General features: G+C 70.7%; 16 protein-coding genes. 13 read left to right on the forward strand and 3 right to left on the reverse strand.

Annotation, left to right across the window (positions count from 1 at the left end; translation table 11 throughout):
* The first annotated feature begins 196 nt into the window (after positions 1–196).
* Entirely contained in the window at positions 197–685 is a 489-nt protein-coding gene (locus Sfr03f_RS03925) for a pyridoxamine 5'-phosphate oxidase family protein (RefSeq protein ID WP_108952271.1), read from the forward strand.
* 115 nt (positions 686–800) lie between these two features.
* Here Sfr03f_RS03925 and adhE read toward each other — a convergent pair whose 3' ends face one another.
* Positions 801–3,458 carry a bifunctional acetaldehyde-CoA/alcohol dehydrogenase gene (adhE, locus tag Sfr03f_RS03930; RefSeq protein ID WP_108952272.1) on the reverse strand — a complete coding sequence of 886 codons (2,658 nt, stop codon included), beginning with the start codon at positions 3,456–3,458 and terminating at the stop codon, positions 801–803.
* Positions 3,459–3,725: 267 nt separating this feature from the next.
* Entirely contained in the window at positions 3,726–4,109 is a 384-nt protein-coding gene (locus tag Sfr03f_RS03935; RefSeq protein WP_108953428.1) for a hypothetical protein, read from the reverse strand.
* A 197-nt stretch (positions 4,110–4,306) separates the two neighbouring features.
* On the opposite strand from Sfr03f_RS03935, the gene Sfr03f_RS03940 reads away from it, so the two are divergent.
* The 3 genes from Sfr03f_RS03940 (at position 4,307) to pflA (ending at position 8,523) form a co-directional block, all read left to right on the forward strand.
* Positions 4,307–5,254: a universal stress protein gene (locus tag Sfr03f_RS03940; protein ID WP_108952273.1), complete on the forward strand. Its 948-nt coding sequence runs from the start codon at positions 4,307–4,309 to the stop codon at positions 5,252–5,254.
* Positions 5,255–5,521: 267 nt separating this feature from the next.
* On the forward strand, positions 5,522–7,780 hold the full coding sequence (gene pflB, locus Sfr03f_RS03945; RefSeq protein ID WP_108952274.1) for a formate C-acetyltransferase: 2,259 nt from the start codon (positions 5,522–5,524) through the stop codon (positions 7,778–7,780).
* Complete coding sequence (gene pflA, locus Sfr03f_RS03950) at positions 7,777–8,523, forward strand: pyruvate formate-lyase-activating protein (RefSeq protein ID WP_108952275.1); 747 nt, start codon at positions 7,777–7,779, stop codon at positions 8,521–8,523. Before pflB ends, pflA begins: the two co-directional genes overlap by 4 nt.
* A gap of 77 nt (positions 8,524–8,600) precedes the next feature.
* Here pflA and Sfr03f_RS03955 read toward each other — a convergent pair whose 3' ends face one another.
* Positions 8,601–9,086, reverse strand: coding sequence for a hypothetical protein (locus Sfr03f_RS03955; protein WP_108952276.1), 486 nt, complete (start codon positions 9,084–9,086; stop codon positions 8,601–8,603).
* A gap of 508 nt (positions 9,087–9,594) precedes the next feature.
* Between Sfr03f_RS03955 and Sfr03f_RS03960 the strand changes: the two genes are divergently transcribed.
* The 9 genes from Sfr03f_RS03960 to Sfr03f_RS04000 all read left to right on the forward strand — a co-directional run bounded on the left by Sfr03f_RS03960 (position 9,595) and on the right by Sfr03f_RS04000 (position 25,789).
* Positions 9,595–9,879, forward strand: a complete 285-nt coding sequence (locus Sfr03f_RS03960) for a hypothetical protein (RefSeq protein ID WP_108952277.1) — start codon at positions 9,595–9,597, stop codon at positions 9,877–9,879.
* A 93-nt stretch (positions 9,880–9,972) separates the two neighbouring features.
* Entirely contained in the window at positions 9,973–10,377 is a 405-nt protein-coding gene (locus Sfr03f_RS03965; protein WP_108952278.1) for a hypothetical protein, read from the forward strand.
* A gap of 25 nt (positions 10,378–10,402) precedes the next feature.
* Positions 10,403–12,961, forward strand: coding sequence for an FG-GAP-like repeat-containing protein (locus tag Sfr03f_RS03970; RefSeq protein ID WP_159105534.1), 2,559 nt, complete (start codon positions 10,403–10,405; stop codon positions 12,959–12,961).
* A 182-nt stretch (positions 12,962–13,143) separates the two neighbouring features.
* On the forward strand, positions 13,144–15,633 hold the full coding sequence (locus Sfr03f_RS03975; protein WP_159105535.1) for an FG-GAP repeat domain-containing protein: 2,490 nt from the start codon (positions 13,144–13,146) through the stop codon (positions 15,631–15,633).
* Between the two features lie 317 nt (positions 15,634–15,950).
* Positions 15,951–18,467, forward strand: a complete 2,517-nt coding sequence (locus tag Sfr03f_RS03980) for an FG-GAP-like repeat-containing protein (protein ID WP_159105536.1) — start codon at positions 15,951–15,953, stop codon at positions 18,465–18,467.
* Between the two features lie 351 nt (positions 18,468–18,818).
* A complete protein-coding gene (locus tag Sfr03f_RS03985; protein ID WP_159105537.1) occupies positions 18,819–21,323 on the forward strand; it encodes an FG-GAP repeat domain-containing protein in 2,505 nt (834 codons plus the stop codon).
* A gap of 245 nt (positions 21,324–21,568) precedes the next feature.
* Positions 21,569–23,239, forward strand: coding sequence for an aldehyde dehydrogenase family protein (locus tag Sfr03f_RS03990; protein ID WP_108952283.1), 1,671 nt, complete (start codon positions 21,569–21,571; stop codon positions 23,237–23,239).
* A gap of 65 nt (positions 23,240–23,304) precedes the next feature.
* Complete coding sequence (locus tag Sfr03f_RS03995; RefSeq protein WP_108952284.1) at positions 23,305–24,447, forward strand: acyl-CoA dehydrogenase family protein; 1,143 nt, start codon at positions 23,305–23,307, stop codon at positions 24,445–24,447.
* 58 nt (positions 24,448–24,505) lie between these two features.
* A complete protein-coding gene (locus Sfr03f_RS04000) occupies positions 24,506–25,789 on the forward strand; it encodes an aspartate aminotransferase family protein (protein WP_108952285.1) in 1,284 nt (427 codons plus the stop codon).
* Positions 25,790–25,791: the final 2 nt, after the last annotated feature.

The following is a 25,791-nucleotide window of genomic DNA, read 5'->3' on the forward strand; positions in this document are numbered from 1 at the left end:
ACGGCTGTGACGCCCGCGCGGCCGTGACGCCCGCACGGCCTTGACGGCACGATGCGGGCCGGGCTGGGGGCGGGGGCGGTGGGCACCGTGACGGCGCCCACCGCCCCCGCCCCCGCGCCCCGGCACGGACAGGTGAACGACCGGCGGCCCCACCGCCGGCTGCATCCCCGCACCAGTGAGAGAGGCAGGTCCGGCCATGTACCGGAACGACGGATTCCGTGAACTCGACCGCCAGGAGAGCCTGCGGCGGCTGGCGACCGCCACGGTGGGACGCGTCGTGCACACGCGGCAGGCGCTGCCCTCCGTGCTCCCCGTCAACTTCGCCCTCGACGACGACGGCAGCGTCCTGCTGCGCACCTCGGCCGCCTCCGAGCTGGCCCGCGCGGTCGACGGCGAGGTTGTCGCCTTCGAGGCCGACGCGGTCGACGGAGCAGCCCATTCCGGCTGGAGCGTCGTCGTCACCGGGACGGCGAGGGCGGTGACCGACCCGGCCGAGCACGAGCGCCTGACCCGTACCGGGCCCCGCTCCTGGGTGCCCTGGCCGCAGGAGGTGTTCCTGCGCATCGCCCCGCAACGGGTCACCGGCCGCGAACTGGTCGGCGGCCGCAGCGCCTACGGCATCCGCCTGCCGCTCCCGCCCCCCGAGACCGGCGGCCCCACCCCCGCGCAGGCGGAGAGGGACTGAGCCCGCCCCGTACGTCCGCCGCGCCGGAGGGACCGGCGGCCCAGGGGAGGGCACGGGGAAGGCCGGGCGGAACCCGCGACGGGTTCCGCCCGGCCTTCCCCGTGCTCACGCCCCGTCAGCCGTGGTACGCGTCCCGCATGAGGCGCCGCATGTCGTCCAGCATCGGCATGCGCGGGTTGGCCGGCGCGCACTGGTCCTCGTAGGCGTTCAGCGCCTGCTGCGGCAGAGCCGCCAGGAACGTCTCCTCGTCGACCCCGAGCGACCTGAACGTCGGCTCGATGCCGACGGCCTCGCGCAGCCGCTCGACGGCCACGGCGAGGGACTCCACGCCCTCGGCCGGGGTGGCGGCGGGAAGGCCCAGCGTGCGGGCGATGTCCTGGAAGCGCTCGGGCGCCCGGTAGCTCTCGTACTTGGGCCACCCGGTGAGCTTGGCCGGGACCGTGCCGTTGTAGCGGATCACGTGGGGCAGCAGCACCGCGTTGGTTCGGCCGTGCGCGATGTGGAAGGTGGCGCCGAGCGTGTGGGACATGGCGTGCACGATGCCGAGGAAGGCGTTGCCGAAGGCCATGCCCGCGATGGTGCCGGCGTTGTGCATCTTCTCGCGGGCCTCCGGGGCGCCGTCACGGTCGTTCACCGCGGCCTCGATGTTCCGGAAGATCAGCCGGATCGCGTGCAGGGCGAGCCCGTCGGTGAAGTCGTTGGCGTAGACGGAGACGTATGCCTCGATCGCGTGGGTGAGGGCGTCGAAGCCGCTGTCCGCGGCGAGCGCCGGCGGCAGCGCCGCGGTGAGCAGCGGGTCGACGATGGCGACGCTCGGGGTGAGCGCGTAGTCGGCCAGCGGGTACTTCTTGCCGGTGGCCGGGTCGGAGATGACGGCGAACGGGGTGACCTCGGCGCCGGTGCCCGAGGTGGTCGGCACGCACACCAGCCGGGCCAGCCGGCCCAGCTCCGGGAAGCGGAAGGCGCGCTTGCGGATGTCGGAGAACTTCTGCCGCATGTCCGCGAAGTCGACGTCCACACCGGCCGCGTGCTGCTCGTACAGCAGCCACATCACCTTCGCGGCGTCCATCGGGGAGCCGCCGCCAAGGGCGATGATGGTGTCCGGGCGGAAGTCGCCCATCAGACGGGCGCCGTCGCGCACCGAGTCGATGCTGGGCTCCGGCTGGACGTTGTCGATGATCTGCAGCACCACCGGCTCACGGCGCCGCTGCAGGACCCGGCTGATCCGGTCGACGAAGCCGAGCCGGGTCATCGTCGCGTCGGTGACCACCGTGACGCGGTGGACGTCCGGCATCGAGGCCAGGTAGCGGATGGACTGCGGCTCGAAGTAGATCTTCGGCGGCACCTTGAACCACTGGAGGTTGTTGCGGCGGGCGGAGACCCGCTTGACGTTCAGCAGCTGCGCGGCCGAGACGTTGTTCGACACCGAGGTACTCCCCCAGGAGCCGCAGCCCAGCGTGAGCGAGGGCAGCAGGCCGTTGTAGATGCCGCCGATCGCACCCTGCGACGACGGGGAGTTGACGATGACGCGGACCGTCTTCATCCGCCGGCCGTACGCCTCGGCGACCGAGCGGTCCTCGGTGTGGACGACGGCGCTGTGGCCCTGGCCGTGGAAGGCGACCATGTCGGCGGCCAGGCCGAAGCCGTGGCGCTCGTCCTCGGCCCGCAGCACGGCCAGCACCGGGCAGAGCTTCTCCCGGGTCAGCGGCTCGTCCGGGCCGACCCGCCCGGCCTCCACCAGGATGAGCGAAGTGCCCTCCGGCACGCTGAAACCGGCCTGCTCGGCGATCCACACGGGGCTCTGCCCGACCGCGGCGGCGTTCACCTTCGGCTCGCAGCCGCCGCCCGGGGCACGGCCTGCCGGGAAGAGGAACGCCTCCAGCTTCGCCTTCTCCTCGGCGGTCGCCAGGTGGGCGTGCAGGGTGCGGAACTCGGCGAGCGCCGCGTCGTAGATCTCCGCGTCGAGGATCACGGCCTGCTCGGAGGCGCAGATCATGCCGTTGTCGAACGACTTCGACAGGACCAGGTCGTTGACCGCGCGGGGGAGCTTCGCGCTGCGGTGCACGTAGGCCGGGACGTTGCCCGCGCCCACGCCGAGCGCCGGCTTGCCCGCCGAGTAGGCGGCCTTCACCATGGCGTTGCCGCCGGTGGCCAGGATCAGCGCGACCCCGGGGTGCCTCATCAGGATGCCGGTCGCCTCGACGGACGGCTCCTCGATCCACTGCACGCAGTTCTCCGGGGCCCCCGCGGCGACCGCCGCGTCACGGACCACGCGCGCCGCCTCGGCGCTGCACCGCTGGGCGGACGGGTGGAAGGCGAACACCACGGGGTTGCGGGTCTTCAGCGACATCAGCGCCTTGAAGACCGTGGTGGAAGTCGGGTTGGTGACGGGGGTGACCGCGGCCACTACGCCCACCGGCTCAGCGATCTCCACCATGTCCTCGATGTCGTCGCGGGCGACGACGCCCACGGTCTTCATGCTCCCCATGCTGTGGGTGACGTGCTCGCAGGCGAACATGTTCTTGACGGCCTTGTCCTCGAACAGCCCGCGCCCCGTCTCCTCGACGGCCAGGAGGGCCAGGGCCGTGTGCTGGTCCAGGGCGGCCACCGACGCCTTCCTGACGATGTGGTCGACCTGCTCCTGGGTCAGGGACTCGTAGTCGGCGAGGGCCTTCAGGCCTCCCTCGACCAGGCGGTCGACGGCGACCGCGGCGTCCGACGGCGCCGCCTCGGTGCCGGCCTTCGCCCTGCTCGGCGCGTCCTGTCGGGTCATGGTGGTCCGCCTCCGTGATCGGGGCCGCCGGTTCCTCCGGCGGCGTCGGGGGGCGGTGCCGTGCGGCCCGCCTCCGTCAACCACTGTGCTGGGTGCGGGAGTTCGGAACCCGGTGCCGTACGGCCCCGACCGGGCCCGTACGTCCCTGCCCGGCCGGGACTCTCGGCCCTCCCGCGGCGGAACGGCCGAGGAGCGGGACCACCGGTACCGGTCCCGCTCCTCGGCCGCACCCGCCCGGCCCCTCGCACCGCGGGGCCGGGCTCCGGTTCACAGGCCCGGACCTCCGCGCCACGGCGGCGGGACGGCCACCCTGCGGGCCCGCTCGTCGTGGTGCGCCACACGCTCCACCCGGGCGCGCAGCCGGTCGTGCAACCGGTCGGCGAGCTCCCGGACGGTCGCCTCACGGACGTGGACGACGACCAGGTCCTCGCCCACCTGGAGGTCCGCCCCCGCCCACCAGGGCAGCTCGACGTGGTGCGCGGACGCCTTGACGACGCGCACCTCGCCGCTCGCCTCCGGGAGTCCGGGCCGGCCCAGGGCGGCCGCCACCTTCTCGCGGACGTAGGCGAGTGACTCCTCGCCGACGGCGCCGTCGGCCCGCACCAGCACGGCGTCGGTCAGGTGACGGACACCGGTGTCCTTGGCAGTCATGAGCTCCACTCCCTTGGGATCGTCGAGGTGGTGACTGGAGCGTGCGCCCGCCGCCGCTCGCCGGCCAGGGCCCTTCCGTCCCCCGGCGGGGGCCGAAGAGACCCGTTCGAGGGCCCGCCCGGCCCCTCGGCCGCCCGCCCCTGCCAGAGCAGGGTTGCCGCGCAGAGAGTTGGCAACGGCCCTGGAGGGGACGCGTCATGCAGCACGACATCACCGTGGGGGTCGACGGATCGGCCGCGAGCCTGGCCGCCGCCCACTGGGCGGCCGCGGAGGCCGGGCGCCGGGGGGCCGGTCTGACCGTGCTGCACACCTGGCACCGTCACGTCCGCCCCGCGTCCGGCGTCCCGGCCGGGACCGGCGAGTACGAGCGGGCCCGCACGGTCCTCGGGCAGGCGGTCCACGGCCTGCGGGCGGCCCACCCCGGTCTGCTGATCACCGAGCGGCTGGTGTGCGACTCGCCGGTCGGCGCCCTCGTCTCGGCGGCCGCCGGCAGCGACCTGCTGGTCCTCGGCTCGCTCGGCCTCGGCGCGCTCGGCGGGTTCGTCACCGGATCGGTCTCCCAGCGGGTGGTCGCCCGCGCGGACAGGCCGGTGGTGCTGGTCCGGGCCGGGCGCGGCACGAGTGACGACCACCTGCCCGCCGCGGACGGGATCGCCCCCGAGGAGATCCCGCGGACGCCGTACCGCGAGGTGGTGCTCGGACTGGACACCGGTGAGCCGTGCGACGAGACCGTCGCGTTCGCCTTCGAGGCGGCCCGGCTGCGCGGCACCGGGCTGCGCGTGGTGCACGCCTTCCGCACCCCGCTGCGTGCCGTGACCGACTCCTCGCTGGTCATCGCGCTCCCGGCCACCGAACGCCTGGCGACGGGACCGGTGGCCGAGGCGGCCGCCCAGGCCCGGGCCGACGCGGAGCACACGGTGGCCGCGGTGGCCCACGCCTGGCGGGACAAGTACCCGGAGGTCCCGGTGACCTGGTCGGCCGTCGAGGGCCGGGCGGCGTCGGTGCTGGTGCACGAAGCCCACGACGCGGGGCTCCTGGTGGTGGGCCGCCGCGGCGGGCACCGCCTGGGCGCCCACCTGGGTCCGGTCGCCCACGCCGCCCTCCACCACGTCCCCTGCCCCGTCGCCGTCGTTCCCCACGCCTGACCCCGCCCCCGGGCCGGCCCGAGCCGGCCGGGACCCTTCGGTCCCGGCCGGCTCCTCCGTGGTCCCGGGCGCGCCCGGTCAGCTCCTGTGCCACCCTCGGCGGCCCGCCGTCCCGGGCCCTCCCGTGAACCGGGGGAGGGCCGAACGTCCCGGCGGGGCAGGGCCGCAGGGGCCACGGCGGTGCCCTGTCGGCACTCTCCCCGCACCGCCTCGCGGGACGACCATCGAGGTGACGGCAGAAGGCCGGACCCGACGAGAGGACCCGTGATGACCGCGACGGTGACAGCCGCACCCCTGACCGCCGACGCCTGGCGGCAGTTCGCCGGCGACGGGTGGCGGGAGCGCGTGGACGTGCGCGACTTCGTCCAGGCCAACTACACCCCGTACGAGGGCGACGCCTCCTTCCTGGCCGGCCCGACCGACCGCACCCGCGCGGTGTGGGGCAAGGTCAGCGCCCTGTTCCCCGAGGAGCGCCGCCGCGGGATCCACGACGTCGACGCCGCCACGCCCTCCACCATCACCTCGCACGCCCCCGGCTTCATCGACCGCGAGCGCGAGCTGATCGTCGGCCTGCAGACGGACGCCCCGCTGAAGCGGGCGATCATGCCCAACGGCGGCCTGCGCATGGTGGAGAACGGGCTCAGGGCGTACGGCTACGAGCCCGACCCGCTGGTCTCCGAGATCTTCGGGAAGTACCGCAAGACCCACAACGACGGCGTCTTCGACGCCTACACCCCCGCGATGCGAACCGCCCGCAGGGTCGGCATCATCACCGGCCTCCCCGACTCCTACGGCCGCGGCCGGATCATCGGCGACTACCGCCGCGTCGCCCTCTACGGCACGGACCGCCTGATCGAGGCCAAGCGCGCCGAACGCGCCCTGCTGGACGCCCGCCCCTCGACCGAGCACGTCATCCGCGACCGCGAGGAACTCGCCGAGCAGATCAAGGCCCTGCGGGAGCTGACCCGGATGGCCGCGACCTACGGCTGCGACGTCTCCCGCCCGGCCGCCACCGCCCACGAGGCGGTGCAGTGGCTGTACCTCGGTTACCTGGCCGCGGTGAAGGAGCAGAACGGCGCCGCCATGTCGCTGGGCCGCACGTCCACCTTCCTCGACGTCTACCTCCGGCGCGACCTGGAGGAGGGGACCGTCGACGAGTCCCGCGCCCAGGAACTGATCGACGACTTCGTGATCAAGCTGCGCATCGTCCGCTTCCTGCGCACCCCCGAGTACGACGCCCTGTTCTCCGGCGATCCGACCTGGGTGACGGAGTCCATCGGCGGCATCGGCGAGGACGGGAGGCCGCTGGTCACCCGCACCTCCTTCCGCTTCCTGCAGACCCTGTACAACCTGGGTCCCGCGCCCGAGCCGAACCTGACCGTCCTGTGGTCGCCCGCCCTCCCGGCCGGCTTCAAGGAGTTCTGCGCCCAGGTCTCCATCGACACCAGCGCCGTCCAGTACGAATCCGACGACCTGATGCGCCCGCGCTCCGGCGACGACACCGCCATCGCCTGCTGCGTCTCCGCCATGGCGGTCGGCCGGCAGATGCAGTTCTTCGGCGCCCGGGTCAACCTCGCCAAGGCCCTGCTCTACGCGATCAACGGCGGCCGGGACGAGATGACCGGTGAGCAGGTCACCCCCGAGATGCCCGCGCTGACCGGCGAGTACCTCGACGCGCGGGAGCTGACCGCCGCCTACGACCGCGTCCTGGACTGGCTGGCCGGGACGTACGTCGACGCCCTCAACGTCATCCACTACATGCACGACAAGTACGCCTACGAACGCATCGAGATGGCGCTGCACGACCATCCCGTGCACCGCTTCATGGCCTGCGGCATCGCCGGCCTCTCGGTCGCCGCCGACAGCCTCTCCGCCGTCGAGCACGCCCGGGTGAAGGTGCTGCGCGACGGGAGCGGCCTCGCCGTCGACTTCCGTACCGAGGGCGAGTACCCGGCCTACGGCAACAACGACGACCGCGCCGACGCCATCGCCGTCCGCCTGGTGGAGTCGTTCATGGCCAAGGTGCGCCGGCACCCCACCTACCGGGACGCCGAGCACACCCAGTCCGTGCTGACCATCACCTCCAACGTGGTGTACGGCAAGCACACCGGCAACACCCCCGACGGGCGCCGCGCCGGACAGCCCTTCGCTCCCGGCGCCAACCCCATGAACGGCCGCGACCGGCACGGAGTCGTCGCCTCGGCCCTCTCGGTGGCCAAGCTCCCCTACGAGTCTGCGCGCGACGGCATCTCGCTGACCACCACCATCACCCCCGAGGGCCTCGGTCACGTCCCGGCGGAGCGAGCCGGGCACCTGGTCGGCATCCTCGACGGCTACATGGCGGGCGGCGGCTTCCACATGAACGTCAACGTCCTCGACCGGGCCACCCTGGAGGACGCGATGGAGCACCCGGAGAAGTACCCGGAGCTGACCATCCGGGTCTCCGGCTATGCCGTCAACTTCGTCCGCCTGACCCGCGAGCAGCAGCTCGACGTGATCAGCCGCACCTTCCACGGATCGCTGTGACCACCGCGGCCCGAGCCGTCACGGGCCGGGTCCACTCCTGGGACCTGTCCACCGGCGTGGACGGTCCCGGGACCCGGTTCGTGCTGTTCACCAGCGGCTGCCCGCTGCGCTGCCTGTACTGCGCCAACCCCGACACCTGGCGCATGCGGGACGGCCGGGAGAGGACCGTCGAGGAAGTGATGGGGGAGATCGAGAAGTACCGGTCGTTCCTCACCACGGCCGGCGGCGGGGTCACCCTCACCGGCGGCGAGCCGCTGCTGCAGCCGCGCTTCACCGGCGCGGTCCTGCGCCGCTGCAAGGAGGCCGGCCTGCACACCGCGATCGACACCTCCGGCCTGCTCGGCGCACGCGCCACCGACGAGATGCTCACCGACACCGACCTGGTCCTGCTCGACGTCAAGTCCTTCGACGTGCGGACCTACCGCCGGCTGACCGGCGGGGCCCTCGCACCCACCCTGTCCTTCGCGACCCGGCTGAACCGGCTCGGCGTGCCGGTCTGGATCCGGTACGTGCTCGTGCCCGGCTGGACCGACGACCTCGCCGCCGTGGACGGCCTCGCCGAGTTCGTCGGCGGGCTCGACACGGTGCGGCGCGTGGACGTCCTGCCCTTCCACCGCCTCGGCGCCGGCAAGTACGAGGCCCTGGGCATCCGCTTCCCGCTGCGTGACACCCGCGCGCCCGACCCCGCTCTGGTCGAGGAGGTCCGGCGGCGCTTCCGCGCCCACGGGAAGGACGCCTACTGACGAAGCGGACCGGTCCGGCGGCGGAACCGCCCCCGGGCCGGGGGCGCCGTCACCCCCGGGCCGGGGGCGCCGTCACGTCAGCAGTGCAGCTGCTCGCGTGCCCAGCACCGGAGCGCCGCCGTGTGACCGGGAAGGTGCTCGGTGGCACGCATGCAGATCACATCGCCCCACTTCAGGTCCTCGTCGAAGACCACCTTGCCTTCACGGTCGACGAGGCGCGCCCGCACGGTGGCGTCCGACGTTTCCTCGGGACTGATGTCCAGCACGTCGATCAGCGCCGCCGCGTTCCGGCGGACCATCTCCACGCGCTCGCCGTAGGACGTCGAGCTGATGACCCGGCCGATCTCCGACTTCGACATGGCCTGGGCATTGTCCAGAACGGCGTCCTCACCGGAGAGAACCGCGTGTCCCACATCGACCAGCGCCCGGTCGCTCAGCGCGATGTGGGCCAGCGTCCAATCGACTTGCGTGCGGTCGGCTCCCACCAGAAGCGGATCGTCCGCGATGTGCTCGGCCGCGGCAAACAGTTCCTTGTAAGCGCGAAACAGTTCCTTGGTATCCACGGGGGCTCCGATGAGAGGTACGGGTGCCGCGAGTCACGTCCGGGGTCGGTCGCATTGGTCATGCCTCCCTCGCGGTCGCGCGAGAAGGTGGCACCCCTCGTCGCCGTCAGGCAGCCGAAGGAGGCACAAGCCCAAGATATGGCGAACACTAATTGACCGACGGTCGGTCCAGCAAGCGACTGACGGTCAGTCACAGACTTTCGATCGAAGGCCATCTCGACCACCCACAAGGCCCGTTGAGAACGCCGGTGAAGGGCCCGCGCCGTGCGGCGGCCGGAAGGACGACGTGCATCATCGCGCCGTCAGGGGTGTGTCAGGTGCCTTCGGCATCCTTGCGAGGTCTGCCTCACAGGGAGTTTGGATGAGAAGAAGAAGAAACCGGCTGTGGGTCTGGCTGTCCGCATTCGCCGTTGCCGGCGCATGGGGAATGGTCGGAAGCGCCCCCGCTGTCTCCGCCGACCCCGGCTGTGAAATTCGTGAGAGTTCTCCGCACGTCGACTGGACGACGATGTCGTTCCCCGTCGACCTCTACTGCACCAACACGACCGGAGACGTGACGTCCCAGTCGTTCTTCGGATCTCCGGTCACCGGACGGATGACGAAGACGACGAGCTGGTTCGTCTGTTGGAAGGTCGGAGCTCCGCACGCAGGGAAGAACAGCGTCTGGTACTACACCAAGGGCGACGTGGTCGTGAACAACCCGGGCCAGCAGGCCTGGGGTTATATGCCGGCGAGTGCGCTCGGCACCACCAAGGCGCCCTTCCCGGGGCTGCGAAAGTGCTCGTGGGGATAGGGGGCCATGAACATGCGTGCAACCAAGGAAACCGGCCGGCCGCGAGGCGCGTCCCGTCTCCGCCGTCTCGGCGGTGCCGCTCGCGGACTCATCGTGGCGGCCTTCGCTCTCCCTCTGCTGACCAGCGGCCTGAACACGGGCGTCGCCCACGCCGCCACCTGCGTGCTGGAGGAGAACGTCCTCCAGCAGGACAAGCTGGGCAACGTCTTCCGCACCGACGTCAAGTGCGAGAACCTCGCCGGAAACGTGTACGGCCGTGCGGCATACGACGCCCCGCTCACCGGAAAGAAGACCTCCACGCTGAGCACCTTCGTGTGCTGGACGCGAGGCGAGCGGCATTCCGGCGGAAACACCGTCTGGTACTACACGAAGGGCGACACGGCGGTTTCGCCCTTCGAGACTTTCGAGGGCTGGGGCGCGATGGAGTCCCACCGACTCCTGCTCCCGTCCGGAATCTCGCACCCATTCCCGGGGCTTCCCCGTTGCCCGTGGTACTGACGGATCCGGAGAAGTGTTCATGTCGATGAGGAATGACGTTGTGCGGGGGCGTGGCAGACGTTCCGCGCTCGCCCTCGGTCTCCTGGTGACCGTTTCCCTGCTGGGGACGGGGCTGGGGGTGGCCGCGACGGACTCCGATCAGGGTTCGGGCGCGGCGGGCAAGGGCGTCGAGGTGTCGGCGCTGGCGAAGGCGAAGTCCTCCGGGAAGCCGGTGGAGATCGTGGAGAAGCGGACCGAGGCCTCGGAGGTGCACGCCAACCCGTCCGGAACCCTCACGGTGACGACTCACCTGTCGCCGGTACGCACGCGGCAGGCGGGCAAGTGGGTGGCGATCGACACCGATCTGGTGGCGGGAAGGAACGTGGTGCGGCCGAAGGCCGCGGCGGCGGGCATCGAGCTGTCGGACGGCGGCAAGGGGCCGCTGGTGCGGCTGAACGACGACAAGCACGTGCTCGAGTACAGCTGGCCGGGCAAGTTGCCCAAGCCCGAGCTGGACGGCCCGGTGGCGACCTACTCCGAGGTGCTGCCCGGGGTCGACCTCCGGGTCGAGGTCGACGCCGAAGGTTTCCAGCAGCTGCTGGTGATCAAGAACGCCGAGGCCGCGAAGAACCCGAAGCTGAAGGAACTCACCTACGGCGTCGAGACCAACGGTCTGAAGGTGACCGCCGACGAGAAGCGGGGCCTGAAGGCGGCCGACGCCAAGGGCCGTGCGGTCTTCGTCGGACCTGCGCCGCGGATGTGGGACAACGGCAAGGGCACGGAGAAGAAGCAGGCGGTCATGGACACCACCGCCACCGCCGAGAGCCTCAAGGTCGTTCCCGACCAGGAGCTGCTCACCGACCCCGACACCACCTACCCGCTCTACGTGGACCCGTCCTTCAGCGCGGAAGTGCCCGGCGCGTACTGGGTGAGCGAGGCGAACCCCACGTGGAATCTCTGGGGCACCGAACGCCTCTATATGGGCAACTACCGGGCGACGGACGGAAAGGTCACGCGTACCCGCTCGTTCTTCCAGGTGAACGTTCCCTACCTGGCCGGGCGGCAGGTGGTGAAGGCGTCCCTGTCCCTCACGGACCTGACCGGGTGGACGGGCGACTGTGCCGCCGCCCCCGTGGAACTGTGGGAGACGGGTGCCGCGGGCACCACCACGACGTGGAACAACCAGCCGGCGTGGAAGACGCAGAACTCCTCCTACTCCTGCCCCAAGGGCACGATGACCCTGAACGCGACGAGCGCGGCGCAGTCCGCGTCGGCACGGAGCACGAGTCTGGTGGATCTGGGGATACGCACCTCCACCACCGCCGAGAGCGCCCGGGTCGACAGCCAGCGCCAATTCCTGCTGGCGTACGCGAAGTTCACCGTGGAGATCAAGAACAACGGTGAGTGCTTCCTGGTCACGGACGTGAGCCACACGGACCCCGAGGGCACGTCCTTCACCAAGGAGATGAACTGCGACACCCTGGCCACCGTCGCGAGGGCCGAGCCGTACACCTCCGCGGCGACGACCGGGCAGCTCCTGGCGGGCCCGCACGGCTTCGTGTGCTGGCGCAGTGGTGACATGAACGGTGCGGGCAACCGCATCTGGTACTACGGCAAGGGCGATTCGGCATCGGGCTGGACCAACTGGCAGGGCTGGGGCTTCGTGCCCGCCGACAAGATCACCGGAGTCGGTGCGGAGCCCTACGCCGGGCTGCCGGCCTGTGACGCGCACAAGGTCACGCCCGGTATCACGCCGCCGCAGGACTTCAACTCCGACGGGCTCTACGACGTCGTCGCTCTCCAGACGGACGGCAACCTCGCCCTCTTCCCGGGTCTCGGCAACGGCACCCTCGGGGACAAGCGGATGCTGTGGAGCGACGGCCGCGGCAGTGCGTACACCAGCATCTTCGTCGGCGACTTCAACGGGGACGGATACGGCGACATCGGCGGCTTCACCGACGGAGTCGTGTACTGGTGGGCCGGAGACGGCAACAGCGGTATCGGCGCGACGGCGCAGCCGCTGATGGACAACCGGTACAAGTCCCAGGCCGCCTTCTACCCGGGCCTCCACGAACCCTGCCGGGTCGCCTTCGCCGCCGACTTCAACGGCGACGGAAAGACGGACATCGCGGCAGCCTGCGGCCAGGGCAGTGAGCAGGGCAACTACAACGACGACGCCATCTGGTGGTGGCCCGGCGACGCCAACGGCGGGATCAACGCCACCCTGGGCGCGAGCCCCGGCTACGAGTACCTCTACGCGGCCCGCACGGAGACCCGGTTCTCCCCGATGGACGTGACCGGTGACGGCCGCATGGACATCGCGAGGATGCCCTCCTCGACGATCCTGGAGCTCAACCCGGGTCCCCTCGCCCGCAACGCCTCCTACGGCACGGGCACCAGGCAGGCCTGGCCGCCGAGCGGCTTCGGCAGCACGGTCACCAAGGTGTTCGCCGGCGACTTCAACGGCGACCGGTACGGCGACATGGCCGGCGTCGACAGCAGCGGCCAGCTGTGGCGCTGGCCCGGCAAGGGCGACGGCACCTTCGCCACGGCGGTGAAGATGTCGACCGCCACCAACTGGGGGACCTACAAGAACCTCCTGTGATCCAACGGCGCACCAAGGGCCGGGCATTCGTCACGACGGATGTCCGGCCCGGCCGTGATCCACCCACGCGGGGCTTGCCCGCTGCCCGTGCTACCGACCGATTCGGAGGAGCCTGCATGCTGACGAGGAATGGCAGAGTGCGGGGGCGTGGTCGAAGATCCACGTTCGCCCTTGGTCTGCTGGTGACCGTTTCCCTGCTGGGGACGGGGCTGGGGGTGGCCGCGACGGAATCGGACCGGGGTGCGGCGGGCGAGGGCGTCGAGGTGTCGGCGCTGGCGAAGGCGAAGTCCTCCGGCAAGCCGGTGGAGATCGTGGAGAAGCGGACCGAGACGTCCGAGGTGCACGCGAACCCTTCGGGGACGCTGACGGTGACCACGCATCTGTCTCCCGTGCGGGTGCGTCAGGGCGCCAAGTGGGTCGCCGTCGACACCGACCTGGTGGCCGACAGGAACGCCGTACGGCCGAAGGCCGCGGCGGCGGGCATCGAGCTGTCGGACGGCGGCAAGGGTCCGCTGGTGCGGCTCAACGACGACAAGCACGTGCTCGAGTACAGCTGGCCGGGCAAGCTGCCCAAGCCGAAGCTGGACGGGCCGGTGGCGACCTACCCCGAGGTGCTGCCCGGGATCGACCTCCAGGTCGAGGTCGATGCCGAGGGCTTCCAGCAACTGCTGGTCGTGAAGAACGCCGAGGCGGCGAAGAACCCGAAACTGAAGGAACTCACCTACGGCGTCGAGACCAACGGCCTGAAGGTGACCGCCGACGAGAAGCGGGGCCTGAAGGCGGCCGACGCCAAGGGGCGCGCGGTGTTCTCAGGGCCGACGCCGCGGATGTGGGACAGCGGCAAGGGCACGGAGAAGAAGCAGGCGGTCATGGACACCACCGCCACCGCTGAGGAACTCAAGGTCGTTCCCGACCAGGAGCTGCTCACCGGCCCCGGCACCACCTACCCCCTCTACGTGGACCCGACGTTCACCACGGGGATGACCGGCGCGTACACGGTGTACGAGGCCGAACCCGAGCGGAACCACTGGGACACCGGATACCTCCGGATGGGCAACTACCGGACGAGCGACGGCAAGTTCTGGCGCTCACGCTCGTTCTTCCGGCTGGACGTCCCCAACCTGGCCGGGCGGCAGGTGGTGAAGGCATCGCTGTCCCTGACGGACTCGATGGAGTTCGGGGACTGCTCCCTCGTCCCCGTGGAACTGTGGGAGACGGGCGCCGCCGGCACCACCACGACGTGGAACAACCAGCCGGCGTGGAAGACGAAGAACTCGTCCTACTCCTGCCCCAAGGGCACGATGACCTTGGACGCGACCGGTGCGGCGCAGGCTGCCGCGACGAGGGGCACGAGCCTGGTCGACCTGGGGATACGGACCTCCCCAACCGCCGAGGCCACCGCGCCCGTCTTCGCCCGGCATTTCCTGCAGCAGTACGCGAAGTTCACCGTGGAGCTCAAGAACGACGGTCAGTGCTTCCTCTACTCGGGCGTCAGCAGCTTCACGGACCCCGACGGCACGTCGTTCACCAAGGAGCTGAGCTGCAACAGTGCGGCGGCCGAGGTGAAGGCCGAGCCGTACACCACCGCGCAGACCACCGGGCAGATGCTGGCCGGTCCGCACAGCTTCGTCTGCTGGCGCAGCGGTGACAAGAACGGCGCCGGCAACCGCGTCTGGTACTACGGCAAGGGCGACACCGCCTCGGGCTGGACCAGCTGGCAGGGCTGGGGCTTCGTGCCCGCCGACAAGATCACCGGTGTGGGTGCGGAGCCCTACGCGGGGCTGCCGGCCTGTGACGCCCACAAGGTCACCGCCGGTATCACGCCGCCGCAGGACTTCACCTCCGACGGGCTCTACGACGTCGTCGCTCTCCAGACGGACGGCAACCTCGCCCTCTTCCCGGGGCTCGGCAACGGCACCCTCGGGGACAAGCGGATGCTGTGGAGCGACGGCCGCGGCAGTGCGTACACCAGCATCTTCGTCGGTGACTTCAACGGGGACGGATACGGCGACATCGGCGCCTTCGACGGTTACCGCGTGTGGTGGTGGGCCGGAGACGGCAACAGCGGCGTCGGGGCCACGGCGCAGCCGCTGATGGACAACCGTTACAAGACCCAGGCCTACTTCGACCCCGGGATCCACGCACCCTGCCGGGTCGCCTTCGCCGCCGACTTCAGCGGCGACGGGAAGACGGACATCGCGGCTGCCTGCGGCCAGGGCGGTGAGCAGGGCAACTACGACGACGACTCCCTCTGGTGGTGGCCCGGTGACGGCAACGGCGGGGTCAACGCCACCCTGGGCTCGGCCCTGGGCCGTGACTACTTCTACGTCTACCGTACGGAGACCCAGTTCTCCCCGATCGACATGACCGGTGACGGTCGCATGGACATCGCCAGACTGCCCCTCCCGGGCGTCCTGGAGCTCAACCCGGGGCCCCTCGCGCGCAACTACTCCTGGGGTACGCCGGCCCAGCAGACCTGGCCGCCGAACGGCTTCGGCACGGTGACCAAGGCGTTCGCCGGTGACTTCAACGGCGACCGCTTCGGGGACATGGCCGGCGTCGACAGCAGCGGCCAGCTGTGGCGCTGGCCGGGCAAGGGCGACGGCACCTTCGCCGCCCCGGTGAAGATGTCGACCGCCACCGGCTGGGGGGCCTACAAGGACATCCTGTGACCCTGCGGTGACGCCCGGCCCGGGTATCCGTTGCGACGCGGATACCCGGGCCGCGGCATGGAACGCCGTTCAGCGCCACGTCAGGCGCGTGTCAGGGGTTCTGGGCATCCTGACGATGCTTGCCTCGCTCTGGGGATGGATGGCGAGAACCGTGCGCCTGCCGACCGGGCGACGGTGCGGCTTTCCCTTCCGCGTCCCTCCCCAGACCGTCCCGCTGTCCTTGGCGCTCACCGATCCGGATTGGGGTCTGCATGTTGATGAGGAACGACGTTGTACGGGGACGCGGTCGAAGACCTGTCCTCGGTGTTGCTCTGCTGGTGACCCTGTCGGTTCTGGGAACGGGACTGGGGGTGGCCGCGACGGACTCCGACCGGGGTGCGGGTGCGGCGGGCAAGGGCGTCGAGATGTCGGCGCTGGCGAAGGCGAAGTCCTCCGGGAAGCCGGTGGAGATCGTGGAGAAGCGGACCGAGGCCTCGGAGGTGCACGCCAATCCGTCGGGCTCGCTGACGGTGACGACGCACCTGTCGCCGGTACGTACGCGCCAGGCCGGCAAGTGGGTGGCGATCGACACCGACCTGGTGGCCGACAGGAACGTCGTACGGCCGAAGGCCGCGGCGGCGGGCATCGAGCTGTCGGACGGCGGCAAGGGCCCGCTGGTGCGGCTCAACGACGACAAGCACGTGCTCGAGTACAGCTGGCCGGGCAAGTTGCCCAAGCCGAAGCTGGATGGGCCGGTGGCGACCTACTCCGAGGTGCTGCCCGGGATCGACCTCCGGGTCGAGGTCGACGCCGAGGGGTTCCAGCAGCTGCTGGTGATCAAGAACGCCGAGGCGGCGAAGAACCCGAAGCTGAAGGAGCTGACGTACGGCGTCGAGACGAACGGCCTGAAGGTGACCGCCGACGAGAAGCGGGGCCTGAAGGCGGCCGACGCCAAGGGGCGCGCGGTGTTCGTCGGACCTGCGCCGCGGATGTGGGACAACGGCAAGGGCACGGAGAAGAAGCAGGCGGTCATGGACACCACCGCCACCGCCGAGAGCCTCAAGGTCGTGCCCGACCAGGAGCTGCTCACCGACCCCGACACCACCTACCCGCTCTACGTGGACCCGACGTTCAGCACGGACCTGTCCGGCGGGCACTACGTCATGAACAGGTACCCCACCACACACGAATGGGACACCGACCGCCTCTGGGTCGGCAATCTCGGGTGGGGCGACGGAACGTTCCAGACGTACCGCTCCTTCTTCCAGGTGAACGTTCCCAACCTGGCAGGCCGGAAGGTGGTGAAGGCGTCACTGTCCATCACGGAAGGGACAGGGTACGACTGCGCCAACACCCCCCTGGAGCTGTGGGAGACGGGCGTCGCGGGCACCACGACGACGTGGAACAACCAGCCGGCGTGGAAGACGAAGAACTCCTCCCACGGCTGCCCCCACGGCTACATGAACCTCGACGCGACGAGCGCGGCGCAGGCCGCCGCGACGAGGGGCGTGAACCTGGTGGACCTCGGGGTCCGGACCTCCCTCACCGCGGAGAGCGCCAAGGCCGAGAACATCAGGCTGCTCAGGTTGAGCGACGCGAAGTTCAGTGTGGAGATGAACTACGACGGCAAGTGCTTCCTGGTCGCGGACGTGAGCTACACCGACCCTGACGGCATGTCGTTCACCCGGGAGATGAACTGCCAGACCTCGGCCTCCGAGCTGAAGGCCGAGCCGTACACCTCCGCGGCGACGACCGGGCAGCTCCTGGCGGGCCCGCACGGCTTCGTGTGCTGGCGCAGTGGTGACATGAACGGTGCGGGCAACCGCATCTGGTACTACGGCAAGGGCGACACCGCGTCCGGCTGGACCAACTGGCAGGGCTGGGGCTTCGTGCCCGCGGACAAGATCACCGGTGCGGGAACCGAGCCCTACCCCGGGCTGCCGGCCTGCGACTCCCACAGCGTCACCCCCGGCATCACTCCGCCTCAGGACTTCACCTCCGACGGGCTCCACGACGTCGTCGCCGTCCAGGCGGACGGCAACCTCGCCCTCTTCCCGGGCACCGGGAACGGCGCTCTCGGCAACAAGCGGATGCTGTGGACCGACGGCCGCGCCAACAACTACATCACCGTCTTCGTCGGTGACTTCAACGGAGACGGCATCGGCGACATCGGAGCCTTCGGTGACATCCCGGACGACGCCCTGCCGCCGGGATACGTGTGGTGGTGGGCCGGAGACGGCAACGGCGGAGTCGGCGCGACAGCTCAACCGCTGATCGACAACAGGCACGGCAGGCAGGCCAGATTCGAGCCGGGCGTCCACGAGCCGTGCCGGTACTTCTTCAGCGCCGACTTCAACGGCGACGGGAAGTCGGACATCGCGGCTGCCTGCGGCCAGGCCCGCGTGGAGGGCAACTACACCGACGACTCCATCTGGTGGTGGCCCGGTGACGGCGACGGCGGGATCAACGCCACCGTGGACCCGAGCAACGACTGGGGTTACGAGTACGTCCCCGCACTCCGTACGGAGACCAAGTTCTCCGCGCTGGACATCACCGGTGACGGTCGCATGGACATCGCGAGGATGCCTTCCGCGACGAGCCTGGAGCTGGTCCCGGGCCCCCTCGCGCGAGGCGCGACCATCGGTACCTCCCGGCAGACCTGGCCGCCGGCCGGCTTCGGCACGGTCACCAAGTGGTTCGCCGGTGACTTCAACGGCGACCGCTTCGGGGACATGGGCGGTGTCGACAGCAGCGGCCAGCTGTGGCGCTGGCCGGGCAAGGGCGACGGCACCTTCGCCGCCCCGGTGAAGATGTCGACCGCCACCGGCTGGGGCGCCTACAAGGACCTCCTGTGACCCACCGATGACGGGCCGGGCATCCGCCGCGAGGCGGATGCCCGGCCCGTACGGACGCGTTCCGGCGCGGCCGTTTTCGGCCCGTGCTTTTCGCGGGCCGTCGAGCACGACAGACAATCCGCTTCGTCAGTACATCGCCCACGCCGCCACGTGTGCGCCGATGGAGGTGAAAACTCCGCACGAGGAAAAGCTGGGCCATGTCTTCCGCAGGGACGTCGGATATTCCGCACCTTTTTCCGGGGCCTCCCCGGTGTCCGTCGTACTGACCGATTCGGAGAAGTTTCCATGTTGACGAGAAATGACAGATCGCGAGGGCGCGGTCGGCGTACCGCACTCGCTCTCGCTTCCCTGGTGAGCCTTTCGGTTCTGGGGACGGGGCTGGGGGTGGCCGCGACGGACTCCGGCCGGGGTGCGGGTGCGGCGGGCGAGGGCGTCGAGGTGTCGGCGCTGGCGAAGGCGAAGTCCTCCGGGAAGCCGGTGGAGATCGTGGAGAAGCGGACCGAGACGTCCGAGGTGCACGCGAACCCTTCGGGGACGCTGACGGTGACCACGCACGTGGCGCCGGTGCGGACCCGTCAGGCGGGCAAGTGGGTCGCCGTCGACACCGACCTGGTGGCCGGTGAGAACGGTGTGCGGCCCAGGGCCGCGGTGGCCGGCATCGAGTTGTCGGACGGCGGCAAGGGGCCGCTGGTGCGGCTGAACGACGACAAGCACGTGCTGGAGTACAGCTGGCCGGGCAAGCTGCCGAAGCCCGAGCTGGACGGCCCGGTGGCCACGTACCCGGAGGTGCTGCCCGGGGTCGACCTCCGCGTCGAGGTCGACGCCGAGGGCTTCCAGCAGCTGCTGGTCGTGAAGAACGCCGAGGCGGCGAAGAACCCGGAGCTGAAGGAGCTGACGTTCGGCGTCGAGACCAACGGCCTGAAGGTGACCGCCGACGAGAAGCGGGGCCTGAAGGCGGCCGACGCCAAGGGCCGTGCGGTCTTCTCCGGAACGGCGCCCCTGATGTGGGACAGCGGCAAGGGTGGCCGGAAGAAGCAGGCGGTCATGGACACCGACGTCGACGGCGGTGACCTCACGGTCGTCCCCGACCAGGAGCTGCTGACCGACCCCGACACCACCTACCCGCTCTACGTGGACCCGTCCTTCAGCGCGCGGCCGCCTGTCACGCGCGTGGTGAACGAGTTCAGCGGCACCGTCGCGTACGCCGATTACCTCTGGATCGGGACCCGCAGGATCGGCACGGGCAAGTTCGAGCGTACGCGCACGTTCTTCCAGGTGGACGTTCCCTACCTGGCCGGGCGGCAGGTACTGAAGGCGTCGATGTCCCTCAGGGACAGGACGGTCAACCTGGGTGACTGTTCGCTCTTCACCGTGGAGCTGTGGGAGACGGGCACCGCCGGCCCCACCACGACCTGGGCCGACCAGCCGGCGTGGAAGACGAAGAACTCCTCCTTCCCCTGCCCCTGGGGCGCGGTGACCCTCGACGCGACGAGTGCGGCCCAGGCTGCCTCCCAGAGGGGCACGAGCCTCGTGGACCTGGGCATCCGGACGTCCGCCGCCGCCGAGAGCTCCAAGACCGAGGGGACGCGGTACTTCCTCGCGGAGGACGCGACGTTCACCGTGGAGATCAAGAACAACGGCGAGTGCTGGCTGTTCTCGGACGCGCACCACACGGATCCCGACGGGACGACGTTCACCAAGGAGATGAACTGCGACACCCTGGCGACCGAGGCGAAGGCCGAGCCGTACGCCTCCGCGGCGACGACCGGACAGTTCCTCGCGGGCCCGCACAGTTTCGTCTGCTGGCGCAGCGGTGACATGAACGGCGCCGGCAACCGCATCTGGTACTACGGCAGGGGCGATGCGTCATCCGGCTGGACCAACTGGCAGGGCTGGGGGTTCGTACCGGCCGACAAGGTCGTCGGTGTGGGCGCGGAGCCCTTCCCCGGGCTGCCCGCCTGCGACGTCCACCACGTGACCCCCGGCATCACCCCGCCGCAGGACTTCACCTCCGACGGAATGTCCGACGTCGTGGCCCTGCAGGCCGACGGCAACCTCGCCCTCTTCCCGGGGCTCGGCAACGGCAGCCTCGGCAGCAAGCGGATGCTGTGGACCGACGGCCGGGGCAGCGGGTACACCAACATCCTCGTCGGCGACTTCAACGGGGACGGGTTCGGCGACATCGGGGCCTTCGACGGCACCCGGGTGTGGTGGTGGGCCGGAGACGGTGACAGCGGGGTCGGCGCGACGGCCCAGCCGCTCATGGACAACCGCGACAACACGCAGGCCGTCTTCGACCCGGGCCTGCGCGATCCCTGCCGGGTCGCCTTCGCCGCCGACTTCGACAACGACGGGAAGACGGACATCGCGGCCGCCTGCGGCTTCGGCGAGATCCAGGACGGGAACACCACCACCGACGACTCGATCTGGTGGTGGCCCGGCGACGCGGACGGCGGCATCAACGCCACCCTGGACGCGAACTGGGGCTCCGGCTACGAGTACCGCTACAACGTGAGCCCCACGCAGACGGAGTTCTCCCCGATGGACGTGACCGGTGACGGCCGCATGGACATCGCGATGATGACCTCCCCCACCAACCTGGAGCTCACCCCGGGACCGTACTCCGGGCTGCACCCCTCGTACGGCTACTTCCTCACCTGGCCGCCGAGCGGCTTCGGCAGCACGGTCACCAAGGTGTTCGCCGGCGACTTCAACGGCGACCGGTACGGCGACATGGCCGGCGTCGACAGCAGCGGCCAGCTGTGGCGCTGGCCCGGCAAGGGCGACGGCACCTTCGCCACCCCGGCGAAGATGTCGACCGCCACCGACTGGGGGGCCTACAAGGACATCCTGTGACCCGGCGATGAGAGGGGGCCGGGCATCCGCGTGGCGCGGATGCCCGGCCCGGCTGTTTCGAGAGAAGTCCTGCGAAAGAACTCCGGGAAAACCGGCCGGAAAGAGCACCCGACAGGCCCTCCGTCGCTCCGAAAGGAAGGGTCAGCCCGGTGTCAGAGACGGGTCAGGAGTGGCTGGCAGGATCGGGGACGTCGAATACGCACTTCCCTTGTCGGAATGCCACCGGCCGTGTCGAAAGGCCATTCATGCTCCCGGACGGAACCGTCGAGGAAATCTCCTCCACACGTTCTGCAGCACCATCGAACAGCGTCGGAAATGAACGTTCCGCCCCTCTGCGCAGTTACCCGCTCTACATCGCCGGAAAGGACACCGAGGGCGACGGCTGGGTGTACACCGTCAGCGGCAGGTCCCTGCTGGAGGACGTCTTCACCAGCGTGACCCTCAAGCGCACCCTCGAGAAGGACCCCGACTCGGACGCGGCGCACCACCCGTACGTGGTCGGCCGCTGCGCGGTGGCGGGTGACGCGGCCCTGGAGCTGGCGAGCGAGGCGGCGGCCGCGGCGGCTCCCTCCTGGGCGGAGGTCCCGCTGGAGCGCCGCATGCTCCTGGGTACCCGGTTCCGTGAGGAACTGGTGCGCCGGCGCGACGAGTTCCTCGACATGCTCACAGCCGAGGCGCACCCGTCGAAGCTGGCCCGCTGGGAGCACAGCTCGCTGCTGGAGATCTTCAGCGAGGAGAGCCTCGGCTGGTACCAGCAGCAGATGCACACGGAGTTCGAGCACCAGGGCAGACGCCTGATCGTCCACCGCCGCCCCGACGGCGTCGTGGCGTTCAACCCGCCGCAGAACGCCCCGCTGCCCAGCGCGGCGCTCGGAGTGCTGTGCCTGATGGCCGGCAACGCGGTCGTCATGCGGGCCCCGCGCAGCATCGCCCTGAGCACGATGTGGCTGATGCGCGACGTCGTCGCCCCGATCCTCGACGAGCTGGGCGCCCCGCCCGGAGTGCTCAACGCCGTGTGCGGCAACCCCAAGCAGACGATGGACAGCTGGCTGGCCAGCCCGCTGATCGACGACATCTTCTACATCGGCGGAAGTGAGGAGGGGCTGCGCTTCGAGCAGACGTGCATCGCGCGCGGCAAGAAGCCCATCCTCGAACTCGCGGGCAACGACACCGTGGTGGTCTGGTCCGACGCCGACCTGGCCCTGGCGGCCGAGGCCGTCACGGAGGCCTTCTACGGTTCCGGGCAGATCTGCATGGTGCCCAACTGCGTCCTGGTGCACCCGGCCGTCGCCGAGGAGTTCCTCGGCCACGTCAAGGAGCAGGTCAAGCGGATCCGTCCCGGGTACCCGGAGGACGAGGACGTCCTGCTCTCACCGGTCCGGCGCAGCGAGCGGTTCTTCCGGCTGCTCCACCAGGCCCTCGACCGGGGCGGGGAACTGGTCACCGGCGGCCGCCGGACCGAGGTCGACGGCACCCCGTCGGACACCGGCGTGTTCCTGCAGCCCACCGTGGTCAGGGTCAACGGCCTCGCGGGGGCGCGGGAGTTCGACCTCGTCCGGGAGGAGACGTTCTTCCCGCTGATCCCGGTGGTGATCGCCGAGCCGGCCTCGGACGACGAACTGCTCGACAGCTTCATCGACTTCACCAACTCCAACCCCTACGGACTGCGCAACTCCCTGTGGGCGGGCTCGGACGACGTGGTCGACACCTTCGTGCGGAGGGTGACCAACGGCGGGCTGCTGAAGATCAACGACTCGCACCTCGGCTGTGTGCCCTACCTGCCCACGCACGGCGGCACGGGGCTGACCGGCGGTGTGTTCGGCGAGGCGAACTACCCCATCCTCAGGACCTCGCGTCTGCAGGGCGTGAGCATCGCCCACGGCGTCAGCCCGTACGAGGCGGTGTTCGGTGCGTGACCCGCGCGCCGTTCCCGCTCCCGTTCCCCTGAACCTCGTCCGTCCCCCGAACCACGGAGGTTGATGTGCGCTCCCTGAACCAGGCCCGTGCCGTGTGCGAGCAGTACCACCCCGGCCTCCTCGAGGCGCTGGAGAAGATCCCGTACGCCGAGCGGGAGGAGCCCGGCAGCGAGGTCGTCGAGCTCTTCCGCGCCCACGGCGGGGTCGGGCTGCTGATCCCGGCCGAGTACGGCGGCTGCGGCGCCACGCCGCTGGAGGCCGTCCGGGTGCAGCAGGCCCTGGGCTCGCTGTCCCCCTCGCTGGCGGCGGCGGCCTGCATGCACCACTTCACGGCCGCCATGCTGTACGCGCTGACCGGGCAGGAGGGCAGGCTCACCGCCGCCCAGGTCGACCTGCTGCACCGGATCGTCCCGGAGCAGAAGCTGATGGCCTCCGGCTGGGCCGAGGGACGCACCCAGCAGAACATCCTCTCGCCCACGGTGACGGCGACCCCGGTCGAGGGCGGCTACCGGCTGTCGGGGTCCAAGCGGCCGTGCAGCCTGTCGGGCTCGATGGACCTGCTGACGGCGAGCATCGCCGTGCCCGGCGAGGACGGGGCGCCGGAACTGGCCGTGGCCGTCGTCCCGGCCGACGCGCCCGGCCTGAGCGTGCACCCCTTCTGGGGCAGCGACCTGCTGGCCGCCGCGGAGAGCGACGAGGTGCGGCTCGAGGACGTCTTCGTCCCCGAGGACCTGGTGGTGCGCACCTCGGCCGAGGACCCCCACCGCCTGGACGACCTGCAGACGGCCGGCTTCATCTGGTTCGTCCTGCTGATCTCCGCCGGGTACACGGGCGCGGCGGCCGCCCTCGTCGACGAGGTGGTCACCCGCGAACGCGGCACCGGCGTGGAGCGCGCCGCGCTCGCCCTGCGGCACGAGGCGGCCCTCGGCCTGCTGGAGGGCGCCGCGCGCGCCATGAGCGACGACTCCACCGAGGGGGAGGCCGCCGTGGCGGGGGCGCTGGTGGCCCGCTACGCCGTGCAGGACGCGCTGGTCCGCAACGCCGCGCAGGCGCTGGAGCTCCTCGGCGGCATGGACTTCATCACGGGATCGCACCACGCCCGGCTGGCCGCGGCGGTCCGCCCGCTCGCCTTCCACCCGCCCGCCCGGCCCGCGGCCGCCGACCCCCTGCTGCGCTACTTCGCCGGCGACTCGCTCGACCTGGCCTGACCTGCCCGTCGATCCCCGCGCACACGACAGCGCGCACCTACTGGGAGAGTGAAATCCCTTGACCGTGATCCAGGAATCCCGGGTGGGTTCGGAGGAGGACATCCTCCGCCTCTACCGGGCCCACCTCAGCAAGGGCAGGGCCACCCTCGCCGAGCTCTTCGGCAGCCACATGGAGGTGGAGTCCTCCGGAGCCTGGCTGACCACGAGCGACGGCGAACGCTTCCTCAACGCCGGCGGCTACGGCGTGTTCATCATGGGCGCCCGGCATCCGCTGGTCGTCGAGGCCGTGGAGCGCCAGCTGCGCACCCACCCCACCTCCACCCGCATCCTGCTGGAGCCGACGGTGGCCCGGGCCGCCGAGGCCCTGGTGTCCGTCATGCCGCCCGGCCTGGACCGCGTGCACTTCGCGCTGTCGGGCGCCGAGGCCGTCGAGACGGGCCTCAAGCTGGCACGGGCCGGCGGCTTCAAGCGCACCGTCTCCATGAACGGCGGCTACCACGGCAAGACGCTGGGCGCGCTGTCGGCCACCGCCAAGGAGGTCTACCAGCGGCCCTTCCGGCCCCTGGTGCCCGACTTCACCCACCTGCCGTTCGGCGACGCCGACGCCCTGGAGGCCGAGCTGTCGGCACACCCGGGCGAGGTCTGCGTCATCCTCGAGCCGGTGCAGGGCGAGGGCGGCGTCGTCATCCCGCCCAAGGGCCACCTCAAGCGCGTCGAGGAACTCGTCCGCGAGTACGAGGGCTTCCTGATCCTCGACGAGGTGCAGACAGGGTTCGGGCGGCTGGGCGAATGGTGGGGAGCCGACATCGACGGCATCACCCCCGACGTCCTGCTGACCGGCAAGGCGCTCGGCGGCGGTGTGCTGCCCGTGTCCGCCGCGGTCGCCACCCGCAAGGCGTTCCGCCCCTTCGACAAGGACCCGTTCGTCCACACGGCCACCTTCTCGGGCCAGCCGCTGCTGATGGCGGCCGTCCAGGGGGCGATCCAGGCGGTCCAGCAGGAGCGCCTGGTCACCCGCGCCATGGACCTCGGCGCCCGGCTGCTTCCCCGGCTCACCGAGATCGCCCGGCGGAACATCCCCGACCTGCTGGTGGAGGTCAGGGGCCGCGGCCTGCTCATCGGGATCGAGCTCGTCGAGGCCGGCCTGGCCGGGGAGCTGCTGATCGAACTGTTCAACCACGGAGTCGTCGCCAACCACTCGATGAACGGCAGCGCGGTGGTGCGCTTCACCCCGCCCGCCACCCTCGACGACGCCGAAGTGGCCTATCTCCTCGACTCCTTCGACAGGGCGACCCTCGCCCTGGTCCAGGGCATCGCCAGGATGCCGGAAGGCGGTAACTGAAC

Origin of the sequence: Streptomyces fragilis (assembly GCF_003112515.1) — a bacterium.
In the GTDB taxonomy this organism is placed as follows: Bacteria; Actinomycetota; Actinomycetes; order Streptomycetales; family Streptomycetaceae; genus Streptomyces; species Streptomyces fragilis.